This window comes from Anaerovibrio sp. (assembly GCF_051866355.1).
Lineage (GTDB): Bacteria > Bacillota > Negativicutes > Selenomonadales > Selenomonadaceae > Anaerovibrio.
This window is the reverse complement of the sequence record NZ_JBJDWZ010000076.1, coordinates 1-15,704: the sequence shown is the minus strand read 5'-3', so window position 1 is coordinate 15,704 and position 15,704 is coordinate 1. Positions and strand designations below refer to the sequence as shown.

Below are 15,704 nucleotides of genomic sequence, written 5' to 3'. Positions count from 1 at the left end.
ATAATAAAATGCTACTTGTTGTATGTTACCACAGTGCCACATACGGCCTTACGAAAAACTGAAACTTATAATTTGTGGAAGATTGGATTCATTTTTTCAAAGGTGCAGAATTCGGTGAAGCCCAAATCCTTGAGAATCTGCATTGACTCAGGGACGTATTCAGCCAGCCTGCCGACGTTGTGGGCGTCACTGCCGATGGTGATAATGCGTCCGCCCAGGTCACGGTAGAGCCGCAGGATATCCCGTGACGGGGTGGTGTCCTTCAGCTTGTAGTGGGTGCTGGACGTGTTCAGCTCAATGCCCTTGCCGTCGGCAATGGCAGTCTGGAAAATTCTGGTGAGAATCGGCTTGATTTTTTCAAACGGGTACACGCCTGCCTTGTCGTAGCGGGAAATCAAATCCACATGGGCCAGCACGCTGTAGTCGTGGAATTTTTCCACCACGGCCAGCATTTCCTCGTAGTAGCGCATATTGTACTCCTCCTGTGTGCGCCCCTTTTGAAAATCACCCGTCCAGAACTCCTTGTCCTCCACCTCGTGAATGGAAAGCAGGATGAAATCCAGCTGACTGCCATACTGCTCAATCAGCTTCTGGTACCGGGGGATGGTGTGGCACTGCACGCCAAATTCCAATCCGGCCTTGATAACCATCTTGTCCTGATAGATACGGCGCATCCGCAGTAATTTGGCAAAATACTCTGGATAGTTGACATTCAGGATATGGTATTTGCCCTCGTGTATTTCAAAGGGTTTGTCCCACTCGTCCCAGTCCGGCTTGATGCCGTAGTCCACATGGTCCGTGAAGCAGAGCTCGTCCATGCCAAGCTCCACGGCACGCTCAATGTGTGTTTCCATCCTCTCAAGGCTGTCATCGCTGAATTCCGTATGGATATGGTAATCTGTGTACATATTATTGTCCCCTTTCCGCTCTTTTTAGATTATTTTAGCATAAAAAAATGCGGAGTGACAGGAATGGCGGTATGGGAATAACGCTGTACCGAAAAAAGACAGCCGAAAAGGCAACATTGTATCGGTCTTGCTAAACGTATAGTTATAGCGTATAATTGAACATATAAAATAGTTGCTTGCGCCCTTCGGACAGTTGATAGAAAATAAGTTCGGGGGGGTGGAAGCACTATAAGAAATTATAGTGTGGAGGTAATTATTTGTGGGCAAGACAGAGGTTATGCTGTGCGAGGATTATGTAATAGGGGCAGGCGGCCACAAGAAGGTGTACCTGGATCCCAGGGACAGCAGCCGCTGCATCAAGATTTTGTTCGATGAAAATGATGCGGACTGGAGAAGGGAAGCGCAGTATCGGGAGGCACGCGCCAGACGGGGCATTGTATCACAACTGCTGCCGGAATACTATGGGGAGGTTGCCACCAATCTGGGAACCGGCTACGTATTTGAGCGGATTGCAGATTATGATGGCAAGACCAGCAGGGATTTGCGGCACATCCTGATGGAAATAGAGAAAGCGCCCAACTATGATTTATTAGAGTTCGGCATGTCGGCCTTTCTGCGCAGCATGCTGGCAGAGCGTATCATCACCACCAATGTGGAGTATGAGAATTTTCTGGTGCAGATGGTGACTGATGTGCATGGCAGGGTGCGCATTGTGGACAATATCGGCACTCATTCGAGGTTTCCCCTGATACTTTATATGGATGATTTTGCCAGAAGCCATATAAAGCGCTATTTTCTCCGGCTGCTGGACGATATAGCCAGGGATTTCCCAAAGGCACTGCCTCAGAAGCTGTTCCGCCATCTGGTGGAATACACGAGGAAGGTTTGACATCAGGAGTGTTGTCATAGGAAAAATAAAAATCCGTACAGGAAGCTATCAGGGGATAGCAGCCTTGTACGGATTTTTTGCTTTAGCAGGTTTCTCCCTGCTGGAATTGCATGGGCAGTGGCTTCAGGTCGGGCAACGGCTCGTTCCTGATGAGTGCCGTAATGGTGTCAGCCGCCTTTTTGCCCAGCCCGGACAGGGGCTGGAGTACGGCTGTCAGCTGTATGGGAATCATGCGGGTGATATAGGTTCCGTCGTATGCTACGCTGGCAAGCTCATAAAGCTATATTGTGATTTTGGGACTGCTGTCAGGCAGTCCCTTTTGTTGTGTCCTTATACGATATTTTTATGTTTATAGGAGGGTGTATTTTTCTGGGCGTATTTTCTCATTTTTCACGAAAACCCGAATAATGGCCGCAAAAATCCCCAAAAAGTGGAAAAAAGTGGGGGAATGTGGTAACATTATCCATGAAGGTGGTGAGGAAGTATGCTGATGGGCGAATATATGCACTCTATAGATGCGAAGGGCAGGGTCATTCTGCCGGCTGATTTTCGTTCAGAATTAGGCGAGAGCTTCATTATCACCAAGGGTCTGGACAACTGCCTGTTCCTCTACACCACCTCGGAATGGGAGAACCTGTCCAACAAGCTGAAGCAGCTTCCTCTGGCCAAGGCAGAGGCGAGAGCCTTTGTCCGCTTCTTCTTCGCCGGTGCAAGGCAGCTGGACTGCGACAAGCAGGGCCGTTTTCTGGTTCCTGCCACCCTGCGCGCCCATGCCAAGCTGCAGAAGGAGGTCGTGCTCATCGGCGTTTCCAGCCGTATAGAGCTGTGGGGCAAGGAAGAGTGGCTCAGGTATAACGAGGAAATCACGCCGTCTGTTTCCAGCATTGCGGAAACTCTGGTGGATTTGGGAATATAAGGAGTTCGCATGGAGTTTCATCATATTAGTGTAATGCCGGAGGAAACGGTGTCCGGATTGGTTACGAGCAGGGATGGCATCTATGTGGACTGTACCCTGGGAGGCGCCGGTCATTCCCGGCTGGTAGCCGATATGCTCACAGAAAAGGGAAGGCTGGTGGGCATAGACCAGGATGCATCGGCTATTGCGGCGGCGGAGGAAAGGCTGTCGGATTGCCGGTGCCGTGTGGATATTGTGAAGAGCAATTTCAGCAATCTTGAGGCTGTGCTGGCGGATCTGAGCATAGACCGCGTGGATGGCGTGCTGTTTGATCTGGGGGTGTCCTCCCATCAGCTGGATACGGCTGACAGGGGGTTTTCCTACATGCAGGATGCCCCGCTGGACATGCGCATGAACCAGCAGGCGGAGCTCAGTGCCTACGATGTGGTAAACGGCTACGACGAAAAGGAGCTGAACCGTATTTTCAAGGAATACGGGGAGGAGCGCTGGTCAAAGCGGATTGCGGAGTTTATCGTGGCGGCCCGCAGGGAAAAGCCTGTGGAGACTACCGGCGAGCTGGTGGACATCATCAAGCGGGCGGTGCCGGCGGCTGTCAGGAATGCCAAGGGCGGCCATCCGGCCAAGAGGATTTTTCAGGCGGTGCGCATCGAGGTCAATGATGAGCTGGGGATTCTGGAAAAGTCCTTCCGCACGGCGGTTGCGCATCTGAAGCCGGGCGGCAGGATTGCCATCATTACCTTTCATTCGCTGGAGGACAGGATTGCCAAGAATGTGCTGAAAGAAATGGCAAGGGGCTGTATCTGCCCGCCACAGCTGCCGGTGTGCGTGTGCGGACACAAGCCGGAGGTAAGGCTTCTGGTGAAGGGAACGGCGGCCTCGCAGGAAGAGCTGGAACGAAATTCCCGCTCCAAAAGCGCCAAGCTGAGGATTGCCGAAAAGCTGTAAGTGACGTTTATGGATTTGTAATGGATATTGTCAGGAAGTTTTAAGGGAAGGGAGGTTAGCTTATGCTGGCTAGACAGCTTGAGGAGGAAGAGTATTACGAAGAGCTTCCCCAGCAGCCTGTAACACATCAGCAGTATATCAGACGCCGCGTCGTCAGGCGCAAGGTGGTAAAGCGTAATAACCTCCGCAGGAAGGTGGCCATTCTGCTGATGGTAGTGGCTGTCTCCGCCGTGGCGATTACGGCGCGCAGCAGCGTGATTGCGGCACGGGGGTTTGAGCTGGTGCAGATGCGTACCGAGGCAGTAAGGCTGGAGGCGGAGAACGCCAAGCTGAGGATTGCCAACGCTCAGCTGAAAAATCCGACCCGCGTCAAGCAGATTGCGGAGCAGAAGCTGGGCATGGGAGTGTCGGAGAATGTTTATTTTGCCGAGGGCAGATGACCGGCGATGCTGCTGACGGGATTGAAGGCTGTATGTGTATGAATGATTTACGTGCTTATGAAAAGCTGGGTATTGTGTATCGTGGCTATGCTGATATGCAATATCCAGTTTTTTGCTGTAAATAACTCTTCACAGTAGCGTGAAATGGTTATATAATATATAAGTTAAAATTTAGCTCGTATGCTGAAATGCTGTATGGAGGGAAGTTTTTATGACGAAGACGTTGGGCGCTTTGGCCGCATTGGTAGATGGAGCTGAAATCATTGGTGACAAGGATTTAGAGATAAAGGATATAGAGCATGATTCCCGCAAGATTACGGAGGGGGCGCTGTTTGTCTGCATGGAGGGCGTTCATGTGGACGGGCACAGGTTCATTCCCCAGGCGCGGGAGAAGGGTGCGGCGGCAATCATCACGGAGCGCGTGATGGAGGCGCCTGACGGCATGGCGGTACTGCGGGTGCCGGATTTGAAGCGGGCACTGCACGCCATCGTGCCGTATTTTCACGATTACCCTGCCCGCAGTATGCGCGTGGTGGGCATTACCGGCACCAACGGCAAGACCTCTATCAGCTATATGCTCCGGGCCATGCTGCGGCGCATGGGCTGTCGTGTGGGGCTGATTGGCACCATCCAGATTATGATTGAGGACGAGGTATTGCCTGTTCACAACACCACGCCTGATGTGGTGGATTTGCAGCGCACTCTGGCCATGATGCGTGATGCCAGCATGGATTACGTGGTGATGGAGGTTTCCAGCCATGCACTGGATCAGAACCGGGTGGCCGGTATCGAGTTTGATACGGCCGTGTTCACCAATTTGACACAGGATCATCTTGATTATCACAAGACGCTGGAAAACTACAGGAAGGCCAAGACCATCCTCTTTGACCTGGTATCACAGCCGGGGTTGAAGAACGGCAAGACCGCGGTGGTGAACATCGATGATGCCGCCGGGCAGGATATGCTGTCCCACGCCGGCTGCCGCCATATCACCTATGCCATCAATCAGGATGCGGTGCTGAGGGCGGAGAATATTCAGGTGCTGGCCGGTGGTGCGGAGTTTGAGATAAAGGTGGGCGAGTCGAGGCTGCCGCTGAAACTGCAGATTACGGGCATTTTCAACGTGTACAACGTGATGGCGGCCGTGGGAGCGGCCATGGCCGAGGGCGTGCCTGCCCCTGTTATCAAGGCGTGCATGGAGGAGTTTGCCTCTGTGCCGGGACGCTTTGAGCTGGTGCGGGGCGGCCAGGACTTTTCTATCATCGTGGACTATGCCCATACCCCGGACGGACTGGAAAATATTCTGCACACGGCGCGCCAGATTGCCAAAAAGCGGATTATTACCGTCTTTGGCTGTGGCGGCGACAGGGACAATACCAAGCGTCCGATTATGGGCAGGATTGCGGCGGAGCTGTCAGATTATGTGGTGGCCACCTCGGACAATCCCCGCAGTGAGGACCCGCAGCGGATTCTTGACATGGTGGAGGCAGGTGTGGAGGAAAAAATCGGCACCAAGCCTCATGAGGCGATTATTGACCGCCGGGAGGCAATTTTCCGTGCCGTTGAGCTGGCAGAAAAGGATGATATTGTCATCATTGCCGGCAAGGGGCATGAGAATTACCAGATTTTGAAGGACAGGACAATTCATTTTGACGATAAAGAGGTTGCCCTTGAAGCTGTCAGGGACGCTCAGGCGAAAAAAGGGGAGTAAGATATTTTATGCCAGCATTTACATTGGATGACGTAATGCATGCCCTGCAGGGGGGGACGGTCCTTGAGCAGGTAAAGGCGGAATTTACGGATATCGTGACGGATACGCGGAAGATTGTGCCGGGGGCGTTGTTCGTGGCCCTGAAAGGGGAGCGCTTCAACGGCGAGGACTTTGCCCTGCAGGCTGTAGAGCAGGGGGCGGCCGGTGTGCTTGTCAGCAGTGAGTACGGCCAGCAGCCGGGGAAGCTCGGCGCTACGCTCATCAAGGCGGACACCGATACCCAGCTGGCCTATCAGCAGCTGGCGGCCTTCTGGCGTAGGAAGTTCCACATTCCTGTGCTGGCCATCACCGGCTCCAACGGCAAGACTACCACCAAGGACATGACGGCGGCGGTGCTGTCCGCCCGTTTTCCGGTGCTGAAAACCCAGGGCAACTTCAACAACGAAATCGGCCTGCCGTATACCCTGCTGCAGATGAATGATATGCACAGGGCCGCGGTGGTGGAAATCGGCATGCGGGGGCTGGGGCAGATTGCGGCGCTGGCGCCTTTTGCGGCACCGGAAATCGGCATTGTGACCAACGTGGGGGAAACCCATATAGAGCTTCTGGGCTCCCTTGAGAATATTGCCAGGGCAAAGGCGGAGCTGGTGGAGGCGATTCCTGCCGGCGGCACGGTGATACTGAACAACGACAATCCTTATACGGCGGCCATGAAGGACAAGGCGGCCGAGGGCGTAAGGGTTGTGACCTTCGGCATTGATAATGACGCGGATATCAAGGCGGCGGCGCTCATCAGCCATGACGGCAGAACCTTTTTCCAGTGCCGCATCGGAGACGGCGGGGAGCAAAGACAGCTTTCCATCCCGATGCTGGGCAGGCACAACGTGTCCAACGCACTGGCGGCCGTGGCGGCAGGCTACGTGCTGGGACTGACCGTGGAGCAGATTGCTGAGGGGCTTGAGAACCTTGAGATGACCGGCATGCGCTTTGAATGCAGGCGCGTAGGTGCATATAACATCATCAATGATGCCTACAATGCCAGTCCTATGTCCATGGAGGCCTCCCTTTCTACACTGAAGGAGCTGACCATTGACAAGGGCAAGCGTTCCCTCGCTGTGCTGGGAGATATGCTGGAGCTGGGGCATGTGGCCGTGCCTGCCCATCAGAAGGTGGGACAGCAGGCCGCGGCGGCCGGTGTGTGCGGCCTGATTACCCTGGGTGAAATGGGCAGGGAGATTGCCGGAGGTGCAAGGGAAGCAGGGCTGGAAGCAGTCTACTCCTTTGACACCCATGAAGAGGCTGCCGCCAAGCTCCGCGAGCTACTGCAGCCGGAGGACACGGTGCTCTTCAAAGGCTCCCGCGGCATGAAGATGGAAACAATAATAGATTTGCTGTAACGGTTCATGACAGCACTATTTAAGGCAGTATGGTGTGCAGCATAGGCAGGCGCAATTAGCGGCGAGAGCGTGCCTGCTGCCAGAAATATATTGGCTATTGCACGAAGTAAGCCGGTACAGCATTAACCCGAAAGAAAACTCTGGTCACGCCTCGTTACTTCATTGCATCAGAGCATTGCAAATGCGATAGATGAATGTTAGTAACGCGAGGCAGACTTGAAGCGAGAGCGGGTTTTCGTGGGTTATGCTATACTGGCGATATTGGAGGTATTATTTTTTCATGGAATACATAACATATCCTCTGGCGGCGGTAATTCTGGCCGCAGGACTGGTGAAGGCGGTGGCTCCGCGTCTGATTCCCGAACTGCACAAGCTGAAGTTCGGGCAGAGCATCCGCGAGGAAGGGCCAAAGAGCCATCAGGCCAAGAGCGGCACCCCGACCATGGGCGGCATCATGATTATCCTGTCCATCGCGGTTGCCTCGCTGGTCATCTGCCCGCTGACGCTGGAGCTGACGCTGGCGCTGGGGATTATGCTGGGGCATTTCCTGCTGGGATTTCTCGATGATTACATCAAGGTGGTAAAAAAGCAGAATCTGGGCCTGAAGGCGAAGCAGAAGCTTCTGGGGCAGATTGCCATTGCGGTGCTGGTGGCCTATTATGCCGGACTGCCTACGGATTTGTGGGTTCCCTTTGCCGGGAATATTGATTTAGGCATGGGCTTTTATGCCCTGCTGCTGTTCGTTCTGGTGGGAACCAGCAACGCGGTAAACCTGACTGACGGGCTGGACGGGCTGGCCTCCGGCACCATGATTGCCGCTTCCCTGGCCTACATGCTTATCTGCCTGTGGCTGGGCAAGCTGGAGCTGGCGGTGTTCTGTGCGGCCATGGCAGGTGCCTGCCTGGGCTTCCTGAGATACAATTACCATCCGGCAAAGATTTTTATGGGCGATACAGGCTCCCTTGCTTTGGGTGGCGCGCTGGCGGCGGTGGGCATCCTCACCCATACGGAGGTACTGCTGGCGGTGATTGGCATCATCTTCGTCTGCGAGGCGATGTCCGTAATCATTCAGGTGACCTCCTTCAAGACAAGGGGCAAGAGGGTATTCCTGATGAGCCCGATTCATCACCATTTTGAGCTGAAGGGCTGGTCGGAAAAAAAGGTTGTGTGGAATTTCTGGCTGGGGGGGCTGATTGGCGGCCTTGCCGGTCTGCTGCTTTTCAAAATAGGGTAAACTAGAAAGGATATGGCAAAGAAATGATAGATTTCGCAAATAAGAATGTACTGGTTGTAGGTGTGGGCATCAGCGGCAATGCGGCAGCCAAGCTGGCCAAGGAGCTGGGGGCGGCAAAGGTAGTCCTCAGCGACGCCAAGGCGGAGCAGGATTTGAAATATGACCTGTCCGATGTGCGGGCCGCCGGTGTGGAGCTGGTATTTGGCCCGCAGGAGGCAGGCCTTCTGGACGGGGTGGATATGGTCATCCTTTCCCCGGCTGTGCCTGTAAGGATTCCTCTGGTACAGGAGGCGTACAAGCGCGATATCCCTGTTGTTACCGAGGTGCAGACCGCCTATGAGCTGGCAAAATCCCCGATTCTGGCCGTGACCGGCACCAACGGCAAGACGACCACTGTCACCCTTTTGGGCGAGCTGATGAAGACACGCTATGAAAATGCCGGTGTGGGCGGCAATATCGGGATTCCTCTCTGTGAGCAGGCGGTAAAGGCCGGGGAGGGGAGCTGTGTGGTGGCTGAGATTTCCAGCTACCAGATGGAAGCAACCACCAGCTTCAGGCCGCATGTGGCCGTGGTGCTGAACGTCACCCCTGACCATGTGGTGCGCCACGGAAGCCTTGAGGTGTACCAGCAGATGAAGGAGAAGATGTTCTCCTGGCAGACGCCGGAGGATTATCTGGTGCTGAACTACGACAACGACAAGACCCGTGATATGGCAAGCCGTGCCAAGGGGCAGGTATTTTTCTTCAGTCGGCTGGAAAAGCTGGAGGAAGGCGCCTTTGTGCAGGATGGCTGGCTGACTATTGTCTGGAAGGGACAGACCTGCCGCCTCTGCCGCACCGATGAGCTGAAAATCAAGGGCGGGCACAATGTGGAGAATGCGCTGGCGGCGGCCGCCGCCGCTTTTCTGGCAGGCGCGAGGATTCCGAAGATTGTCGACGTGCTGAAAGAATTTCCGGGGGTAGAGCATCGCATTGAGCCGGTGGCGACCATTGACGGGGTTTCTTATTACAACGATTCCAAGGCTACCAATACGGATTCCTCCATCAAGGCTCTGGAAAGCTTTGACGGGCACATTGTGCTGATTGCCGGCGGCGACGACAAGCTGACTGATCTGACGGAGTTTATGACTTTGGTAAAGGAGCGCGTGGATGAGCTTATCCTGGTGGGGGATGCGGCGGCGCGCTTCAAGGAAAATGCCCTGCAGCTGGGCTATCCGGCGGAGCATATCCATGAGGCCGGCTACTCAATGGAAGAGGCTGTCAAGACGGCTCATGCTATTGCCGGGCCGCCACAGACCGTACTTTTGTCACCTGCCTGTGCCAGCTTCGACATGTATGACGGCTTCGAGGCCAGAGGCAGGGATTTTAAGCGGCTGGTGAAGGAGCTGGCAGGCAGCTGACATTATTTGCTGGATGGAGTATATGAAGATGAAGATTATTGTTTCGGGCGGCGGTACCGGCGGTCATATTTATCCGGCCCTGACCCTGATTCGCACATTGGAGAAGAAGGTTTCCCGGCTGGAGGTCCTTTACGTGGGCACTCATGCGGGACTGGAGGCTGATATCATCCCCAAGGAAGGAATTCCCTTTGAAACGGTGGATTTGCAGGGGTTCAAAAGGAGTTTCAGCCCGGAGAACTTTTTGCGTGCCGCCAGGGCGGTCAAGGGCGTAGGCCGGGCCATGGGCATCGTAAGAAGGTTCCGTCCAGATGTGGTAATCGGCACCGGCGGCTACGTATGCGGCCCGGTGCTGATGGCGGCGGCTCTTTTGGGGATTCCGTCCCTTATTCAGGAGCAGAATGTCATTCCTGGCATTACGAACAAAATCCTGTCCCGGTTTGTGGACAGGATTGCCACCGGCTATCAGGAGGCCAATGCCCATTTTCCGGCCGCTAAGGTGATGTTTACCGGCAATCCGATCCGCGCCGAGGTGCTGGAACCACGGCAGGAGGGGGACTATGAGGCCTTTGGCCTTATGCCGGGACGGAAAACCATTCTGGTGTCAGGCGGCAGCCGCGGAGCCAGAAGCATCAACCGCGCCATGGTGAATGTGCTGAAGCACTACGCCGGCAGGCGGGATGTGCAGTTTCTGCATGCCACCGGCCGGGGCGAGTACGAGGATATTATGAACCGCATCAGGGCGGCAGGCGTGGATTTGGAGGCGGCCTGCAATCTGCAGGTGGTGCCGTATCTGTACAACATGCCGCAGGCCATGTCGATTGCGGATATTGCGGTGTTTCGGGCGGGCGCCACAGGTTTGGCGGAGCTGACGGCCAAAGGAATTCCGGCCATACTGATTCCGTACCCTTATGCGGCGGAAAATCATCAGGAGTACAATGCCAGAGCCGTGGAAAGGGCAGGGGCGGCCAAGGTGATTCTCAACAAGGATATCAGTCCGGAGCTTTTGATTGAGAATATTGACAGCCTGCTGGCAGATAAGTCGGCACTGCGCAAGATGTCGGCCGCCAGCAAGCTGCTGGGCAGGCCGCTGGCGGCTGATGCCATAGCGGAGATGATTGTGGAGCTGGCAAGAGGCGGCAGATAACAAAGGAGAGAAGATTCGTGTTGGATGGTATAAATAAAGTGCATTTTGTGGGCATTGGCGGTGCAGGCATGAGCGCACTGGCCAAGATTCTTGTGGAAAAAGGCTATGATGTGTCAGGCTCCGATGTGAAGGAGTCTGCTATGACAGGCGTATTGCGGGAGCTGGGAGCCAGGGTATTTATCGGGCAGAGGGCAGAGAACGTGCATGGTGCGGAGGCGATAGTGGTTTCCACTGCCATCAGGGAGGAAAATCCAGAGGTGGTGGAGGCAAAGAAGCTGGGGCTGAAACGCCTGCACCGCTCCGATGTCAACGCCTATCTCATCAATAACTGCAAGGGAATAGCCGTGGCAGGCGCCCACGGCAAGACCACCACTACCTCCATGCTGGGAGTTGCCCTTGATTATGAGGGGGTATCCCCAAGCATTATCATCGGCGGCGAGGTGGATTATCTGGGCAGTAATGCCAGGCTGGGCAGGAGTGACTACCTTGTGTCCGAAGCGGACGAGAGCGATGGCACTTTCCTGAAATACTATCCGTATGTGGGCATTGTGACCAATGTGGAAAATGACCACATGGACCATTATGGCACGATGGAGAATATCATCAGCGCCTTTACTCAGTTCCTCAATCAGATACGCCCTGACGGCTTCGGCGTGGTCTGCTTTGACAATGAGAATATCCGCAATATCGTGAAGGAGGTCAAGGCGAGGATTATCTCCTATGCTATTGATTGGGAGGCTGACTATCAGGCGGCAAATATTGAAAGCTCGGTGGATGGCACTTCCTTTGACGTAATCCACAAGGGGGAAAATCTCGGCCGGGTGAAGCTGCATGTGCCGGGACGCCACAATGTCCTCAATGCTATGGCGGCTGTTGTTACAGGCCTGCAGCTGGGCTTGACCGTGGCGCAGATGGCAGAGGGCTTGTCCATGTTCAACGGGGCGAAGCGCCGCTTCCAGACCAAGGGCAGGATTGATGATATCTGGGTGGTTGATGATTATGCCCACCATCCGACGGAGATTGCCACCACCATCAAGGCGGCGCGCCAGACACAGCCGAAGCGGCTGATTTGCGCTTTCCAGCCGCACCGCTACAGCCGTACCCAGCTTTTGCAGAAGGAGTACGGCAGCTGTTTTCAGGGCTGTGACGTCCTCGTGCTGACGGATGTGTATTCGGCCGGGGAGGACAAGATTCCGGGCATTGACGGGGAGCTTCTCGTCAGGGAGGTAAAGGAGCAGACCGGCCAGCAGGCGGTGTATATTCAGGACAAGAACGAGATTGCCGCGTATCTCCAGTCGATTGCCAGACCGGGGGATTTGATTATGACCATGGGCGCCGGTGATATTGTCAGGTGCGGCGAGACCCTCGTGGATTTATTGCAGAAATAATTGGTTCTATCGATATGGGTCTATTGTTCACCCTTGAGCGAGAGCGGGTTTTCGTGGATACAGCCACATTGTATCCAATAAAGTCTGAACAAAATGCACTACACTTACAGGAAATTTACACTCAAGCATAGGAGAATATTTATGAAGAAAATCGTAGTAGTCATGGGCGGGCCGTCCACGGAGGCAGAGGTATCGCGCCGCAGTGGCACAGCAATTCTTGAAGCCTTGCAGGCAAAGGGCTACAATGCAGAGGGACTAGAGCTGAATCCTGCCACCTTTGCCAATGACATCAGGGAAAGCGGCGCGGAGTTTGTCTTTAACGCCCTGCATGGCAAGTTCGGTGAGGACGGCATCATTCAGGGAACCCTTGAGATGATGGGCATTCCGTATACCGGCTCCGGCGTCATGGCGGCGGCTGTTACCATGGACAAGGTAGCAACGAAGCGTTTCTTTATGGCAGAGGGAATCCCGACCCCGAAGTCACGCACTTACTTTAGGTTTGAATTTGCCAGACGCAAGCTGGCAGAAGAGATTTTGCAGGAATTCAGCGTACCTGTCGTAGTCAAGGCTTCCTCCCAGGGTTCCAGCATCGGCGTAGTCATCGTGGAAAAGCCGGAGGAGCTGGAGGCGGCTCTGGCAGAGGCTTTCAAGTATGACAGGGAGGTTCTGGTGGAGGAGTTCATCAAGGGCAGGGAGCTGACCGTGGCCGTCTGGGGCAACGAGGAAAAGCAGGAAGCACTGCCGATTATTGAGATTACCACCGTAACCGGCAGGTACGATTATGTCACCAAGTACAAGGTGGGGGCATCTACCCATATCATTCCGGCCCCGCTTCCGGAAGAGGTGATGACAAGCGTCAAGGAGATTGCCGTGCGTGCCTTTGCTGTCTGCGGCTGCAGCGGCATGGCAAGGGTGGACTTCATGCTGGGCGAGGACAATCAGCCTTACGCCATTGAGGTCAACACCATACCGGGCATGACGGAAACCTCACTGGTGCCTGATGCCGGCAGGGCTGTCGGCATTGAATTCCCTGAGCTCTGCGCCAGGATTTTGGAGATGGCCGGTTATAAGCCTTGATTTGCAGAAAAGGATGGATAAGCCGTGGATGGAAAAAAGCATAAGATGATTTCACAGGGAGCTGTGGCAACCATTTTAGCCGGGCTGGTTGTGATACTGGGAATACTGGCATGCGCTCTTTCACCCATATTTGTGTTAAAAACTGTAAATATTCAGGGCAACCGCTTTGTGCAGGATGAGGATATTATCCGCATAGCCGGTGTCAGGCTGGGAGAAAACCTGTTTCAGCTGCAGACGGACGAGATAAAGCGCAATCTGACCAAGGATCTGCGCATCGAGCAGGCCGTGGTGCAGCGTTCCTTCCCCAGCCAGCTGGATATCAGCATTTCAGAGCGTGTTCCGCTGGCCATAATAAAATGTGATTATGGCTATCTGGAGCTGGGCAGGGGCGGCATCGTGCTGGATGCCCATCGTACCCTGCGCGACATGCCCGTGCCGATGGTCAGCGGCACAGGGGTGGCTGACTTGTTCGTAGGCGACGTTGTGGAGGATGAGCAGGTCGGCAAGGTGTTGAAATTTCTTGATGCCGCAGGTGAGAACATAGTAAAAAGTCTGTCGGAGATTGATATTACCAATCCTGAGGATGTGATGGTCTATGCAGGTTCCGTACAGATACGCCTCGGCTCCCTGAACGGGCTGGAAAACAAGGTCGATGTGACCAGAAGTGTAATCAGCGAGCTGCAGCAGACGAAGCATCCTATCGCTTATGTGGATGCAAGATTTGATGTATATTCTGTGCGGCTGCGCCAGTAATTGTTGCGTCAGTAATAAGGAGACTGTAGATATGCATATAGAAAAAGGGCGTCTTTCCATTGCCTGCGTATGTATGGTTCTGGGCTTTATGCTGGCAGTTCAGTTTCGTACAACTCAGGACATAAAGGCTACCACGCCGCTGCAGCGCGTGGAGGTTCTGACCGAAAGACTGCAGAATCTGGAAGCGGAAAACGATGATTTGCGCAGTGAGCTGCAGGATTTAAAGAGCAGTGCTGTGTCAGGCAGCGGCGGCAAGCTCAGTGAGGACATGCTGATGATGTCCGGCGGTACTGCGCTGGAGGGGCCGGGCATCATCGTGACTATTGATGACAGTGCCAAGGGGGCACAGGAGCTGAAAAAGGCTGATGACCCGAATCTGTACCTGGTACATGACGAGGATTTGCTGAAGGTGGTCAACGAGCTGCGGGCCGCAGGAGCCGAGGCGATTTCCCTCAACGGACAGCGGCTGACGGCAAACTCGGAAATCCGCTGTGCGGGGCCTACTGTGTCGGTGAACAATGTGCGGTCGGCTCCGCCTTTTGAGATTCGCGCCATCGGCAATATCAAGGATTTGGAAAACGCCATCAACATGCGCGGCGGCGTTGCCGACACGCTGAAGGTGTGGGGGATTCACATGGAGCTTGCCAGCTCGGAAAAGGTGTGGATTCCGGCGTATAAGAATGCCATGCGGTACAAGTATGCCGCGGCGGCAGCAGAGCAGGAGGCAGAGAAATGATTTTGGCAATCGTGGGCTTGTGCCTGGGCATTGTGCTGGGCTTTCTTTTTCCCTGGAGCATACCTGTGGCCTATTCAAAGCTGTTTTCTATTGCCCTGCTGGCTTCGCTGGACTCGGTTTTCGGCGGCATCAGGGCGGCCAGCGAGGGGAATTTTGATGACAAAATTTTCATTTCCGGTTTTTTCTCCAATGCACTGCTGGCAGCCTTTCTCGTTTATGTAGGAGATCATCTGGGCATTGACCTTTATTACGTGGCCCTGCTGGCACTGGGCCTCCGCATTTTCAACAATCTGGGCATAATCCGCCAGTACCTTTTGAAAAAGCATTGACGGTACTGAAAAGGTTTCTATACTCCCATTCAGACAACGCAAGATAATTGCAAATAACAATACATAATAACAGACAACAAAACATCCCTGCTGCTTTCTTTTGGGAAGCGGCAGGGATGTTTTGAGTTCTTATGCGGCATTGTCAGGGTGGTTGCAGTAATAATAGCCATTTCGCAGCTCCAGTATCAGTTCGTCCACCTTGTTGGAAAACCTGTCCAGCGTGGCCTGGAATTTGACCAGCAGATAGCAGGATACCACAATGGGGAAGCCGACTGTGGAAATGGCGGATAAAATTGTTTCGTCCATGAGTGGGATGCTCTCCTTTCTTTTTTTGTAATGATCTTCGTACAGCGGGTGTGGCGGTAATCTCGAAAACACGCTTGCGCTCCTCATTGTGCCTAGCGGTGCTAAGCTCTTGCTTCGCCTGGCGGCTTGCA

The 15,704-nt window shown here is 54.2% G+C and carries 17 protein-coding genes; 14 read left to right on the top strand and 3 right to left on the bottom strand.

Features of this window, described 5'->3' with window-relative positions; translation table 11 throughout:
- Positions 1-65 precede the first annotated feature (65 nt).
- Entirely contained in the window at positions 66-908 is an 843-nt protein-coding gene (locus ACI3UA_RS04420) for a histidinol-phosphatase HisJ family protein (protein WP_439723618.1), read from the bottom strand.
- 259 nt (positions 909-1,167) lie between these two features.
- Here ACI3UA_RS04420 and ACI3UA_RS04415 point away from each other — a divergent pair, with 259 nt between their 5' ends.
- A complete protein-coding gene (locus tag ACI3UA_RS04415; RefSeq protein ID WP_439723617.1) occupies positions 1,168-1,797 on the top strand; it encodes a YrbL family protein in 630 nt (209 codons plus the stop codon).
- A gap of 82 nt (positions 1,798-1,879) precedes the next feature.
- Here ACI3UA_RS04415 and ACI3UA_RS04410 read toward each other — a convergent pair whose 3' ends face one another.
- A complete protein-coding gene (locus ACI3UA_RS04410; protein WP_439723616.1) occupies positions 1,880-2,029 on the bottom strand; it encodes a hypothetical protein in 150 nt (49 codons plus the stop codon).
- A gap of 252 nt (positions 2,030-2,281) precedes the next feature.
- On the opposite strand from ACI3UA_RS04410, the gene mraZ reads away from it, so the two are divergent.
- The 13 genes from mraZ (at position 2,282) to ACI3UA_RS04345 (ending at position 15,267) form a co-directional block, all read left to right on the top strand.
- On the top strand, positions 2,282-2,713 hold the full coding sequence (mraZ, locus tag ACI3UA_RS04405; protein WP_439723615.1) for a division/cell wall cluster transcriptional repressor MraZ: 432 nt from the start codon (positions 2,282-2,284) through the stop codon (positions 2,711-2,713).
- 9 nt (positions 2,714-2,722) lie between these two features.
- Complete coding sequence (gene rsmH / locus ACI3UA_RS04400) at positions 2,723-3,658, top strand: 16S rRNA (cytosine(1402)-N(4))-methyltransferase RsmH (protein WP_439723614.1); 936 nt, start codon at positions 2,723-2,725, stop codon at positions 3,656-3,658.
- A 62-nt stretch (positions 3,659-3,720) separates the two neighbouring features.
- The gene (locus tag ACI3UA_RS04395) at positions 3,721-4,098 is read left to right on the top strand and encodes a cell division protein FtsL (RefSeq protein WP_439723613.1); all 378 of its coding nucleotides are present in this window, start codon (positions 3,721-3,723) and stop codon (positions 4,096-4,098) included.
- A 211-nt stretch (positions 4,099-4,309) separates the two neighbouring features.
- A complete protein-coding gene (locus ACI3UA_RS04390) occupies positions 4,310-5,809 on the top strand; it encodes a UDP-N-acetylmuramoyl-L-alanyl-D-glutamate--2,6-diaminopimelate ligase (protein ID WP_439723612.1) in 1,500 nt (499 codons plus the stop codon).
- 8 nt (positions 5,810-5,817) lie between these two features.
- A complete protein-coding gene (locus ACI3UA_RS04385) occupies positions 5,818-7,206 on the top strand; it encodes a UDP-N-acetylmuramoyl-tripeptide--D-alanyl-D-alanine ligase (protein ID WP_439723611.1) in 1,389 nt (462 codons plus the stop codon).
- A 280-nt stretch (positions 7,207-7,486) separates the two neighbouring features.
- Positions 7,487-8,440: a phospho-N-acetylmuramoyl-pentapeptide-transferase gene (mraY, locus tag ACI3UA_RS04380; RefSeq protein ID WP_439723610.1), complete on the top strand. Its 954-nt coding sequence runs from the start codon at positions 7,487-7,489 to the stop codon at positions 8,438-8,440.
- A gap of 26 nt (positions 8,441-8,466) precedes the next feature.
- Positions 8,467-9,840 carry a UDP-N-acetylmuramoyl-L-alanine--D-glutamate ligase gene (gene murD / locus ACI3UA_RS04375; protein WP_439723619.1) on the top strand — a complete coding sequence of 458 codons (1,374 nt, stop codon included), beginning with the start codon at positions 8,467-8,469 and terminating at the stop codon, positions 9,838-9,840.
- A 28-nt stretch (positions 9,841-9,868) separates the two neighbouring features.
- Positions 9,869-10,984, top strand: coding sequence for an undecaprenyldiphospho-muramoylpentapeptide beta-N-acetylglucosaminyltransferase (gene murG / locus ACI3UA_RS04370; RefSeq protein WP_439723609.1), 1,116 nt, complete (start codon positions 9,869-9,871; stop codon positions 10,982-10,984).
- A 17-nt stretch (positions 10,985-11,001) separates the two neighbouring features.
- Positions 11,002-12,372 carry a UDP-N-acetylmuramate--L-alanine ligase gene (murC, locus tag ACI3UA_RS04365; RefSeq protein WP_439723608.1) on the top strand — a complete coding sequence of 457 codons (1,371 nt, stop codon included), beginning with the start codon at positions 11,002-11,004 and terminating at the stop codon, positions 12,370-12,372.
- 141 nt (positions 12,373-12,513) lie between these two features.
- Entirely contained in the window at positions 12,514-13,449 is a 936-nt protein-coding gene (locus tag ACI3UA_RS04360; RefSeq protein ID WP_439723607.1) for a D-alanine--D-alanine ligase family protein, read from the top strand.
- Between the two features lie 24 nt (positions 13,450-13,473).
- A complete protein-coding gene (locus ACI3UA_RS04355; RefSeq protein WP_439723606.1) occupies positions 13,474-14,202 on the top strand; it encodes a cell division protein FtsQ/DivIB in 729 nt (242 codons plus the stop codon).
- A 31-nt stretch (positions 14,203-14,233) separates the two neighbouring features.
- Positions 14,234-14,938, top strand: a complete 705-nt coding sequence (locus tag ACI3UA_RS04350) for a DUF881 domain-containing protein (RefSeq protein WP_439723605.1) — start codon at positions 14,234-14,236, stop codon at positions 14,936-14,938.
- Entirely contained in the window at positions 14,935-15,267 is a 333-nt protein-coding gene (locus tag ACI3UA_RS04345; RefSeq protein ID WP_439723604.1) for a small basic family protein, read from the top strand. The genes ACI3UA_RS04350 and ACI3UA_RS04345 overlap by 4 nt, the downstream gene beginning before the upstream one ends.
- 129 nt (positions 15,268-15,396) lie before the next feature.
- Here ACI3UA_RS04345 and ACI3UA_RS04340 read toward each other — a convergent pair whose 3' ends face one another.
- Entirely contained in the window at positions 15,397-15,573 is a 177-nt protein-coding gene (locus tag ACI3UA_RS04340; protein WP_439723603.1) for a YvrJ family protein, read from the bottom strand.
- Positions 15,574-15,704: the final 131 nt, after the last annotated feature.

Bases quoted from the DNA above. Each gene is read 5' to 3' on its own strand.
- ACI3UA_RS04420 (WP_439723618.1), bottom strand. From the start codon at position 908: ATGTACACAGATTACCATATCCATACGGAATTCAGCGATGACAGCCTT.
- ACI3UA_RS04410 (WP_439723616.1), bottom strand. From the start codon at position 2,029: ATGATTCCCATACAGCTGACAGCCGTACTCCAGCCCCTGTCCGGGCTG.
- mraZ (WP_439723615.1), top strand. From the start codon at position 2,282: ATGCTGATGGGCGAATATATGCACTCTATAGATGCGAAGGGCAGGGTC.
- rsmH (WP_439723614.1), top strand. From the start codon at position 2,723: ATGGAGTTTCATCATATTAGTGTAATGCCGGAGGAAACGGTGTCCGGA.
- ACI3UA_RS04395 (WP_439723613.1), top strand. From the start codon at position 3,721: ATGCTGGCTAGACAGCTTGAGGAGGAAGAGTATTACGAAGAGCTTCCC.
- ACI3UA_RS04390 (WP_439723612.1), top strand. From the start codon at position 4,310: ATGACGAAGACGTTGGGCGCTTTGGCCGCATTGGTAGATGGAGCTGAA.
- ACI3UA_RS04385 (WP_439723611.1), top strand. From the start codon at position 5,818: ATGCCAGCATTTACATTGGATGACGTAATGCATGCCCTGCAGGGGGGG.
- mraY (WP_439723610.1), top strand. From the start codon at position 7,487: ATGGAATACATAACATATCCTCTGGCGGCGGTAATTCTGGCCGCAGGA.
- murG (WP_439723609.1), top strand. From the start codon at position 9,869: ATGAAGATTATTGTTTCGGGCGGCGGTACCGGCGGTCATATTTATCCG.
- ACI3UA_RS04360 (WP_439723607.1), top strand. From the start codon at position 12,514: ATGAAGAAAATCGTAGTAGTCATGGGCGGGCCGTCCACGGAGGCAGAG.
- ACI3UA_RS04350 (WP_439723605.1), top strand. From the start codon at position 14,234: ATGCATATAGAAAAAGGGCGTCTTTCCATTGCCTGCGTATGTATGGTT.
- ACI3UA_RS04345 (WP_439723604.1), top strand. From the start codon at position 14,935: ATGATTTTGGCAATCGTGGGCTTGTGCCTGGGCATTGTGCTGGGCTTT.
- ACI3UA_RS04340 (WP_439723603.1), bottom strand. From the start codon at position 15,573: ATGGACGAAACAATTTTATCCGCCATTTCCACAGTCGGCTTCCCCATT.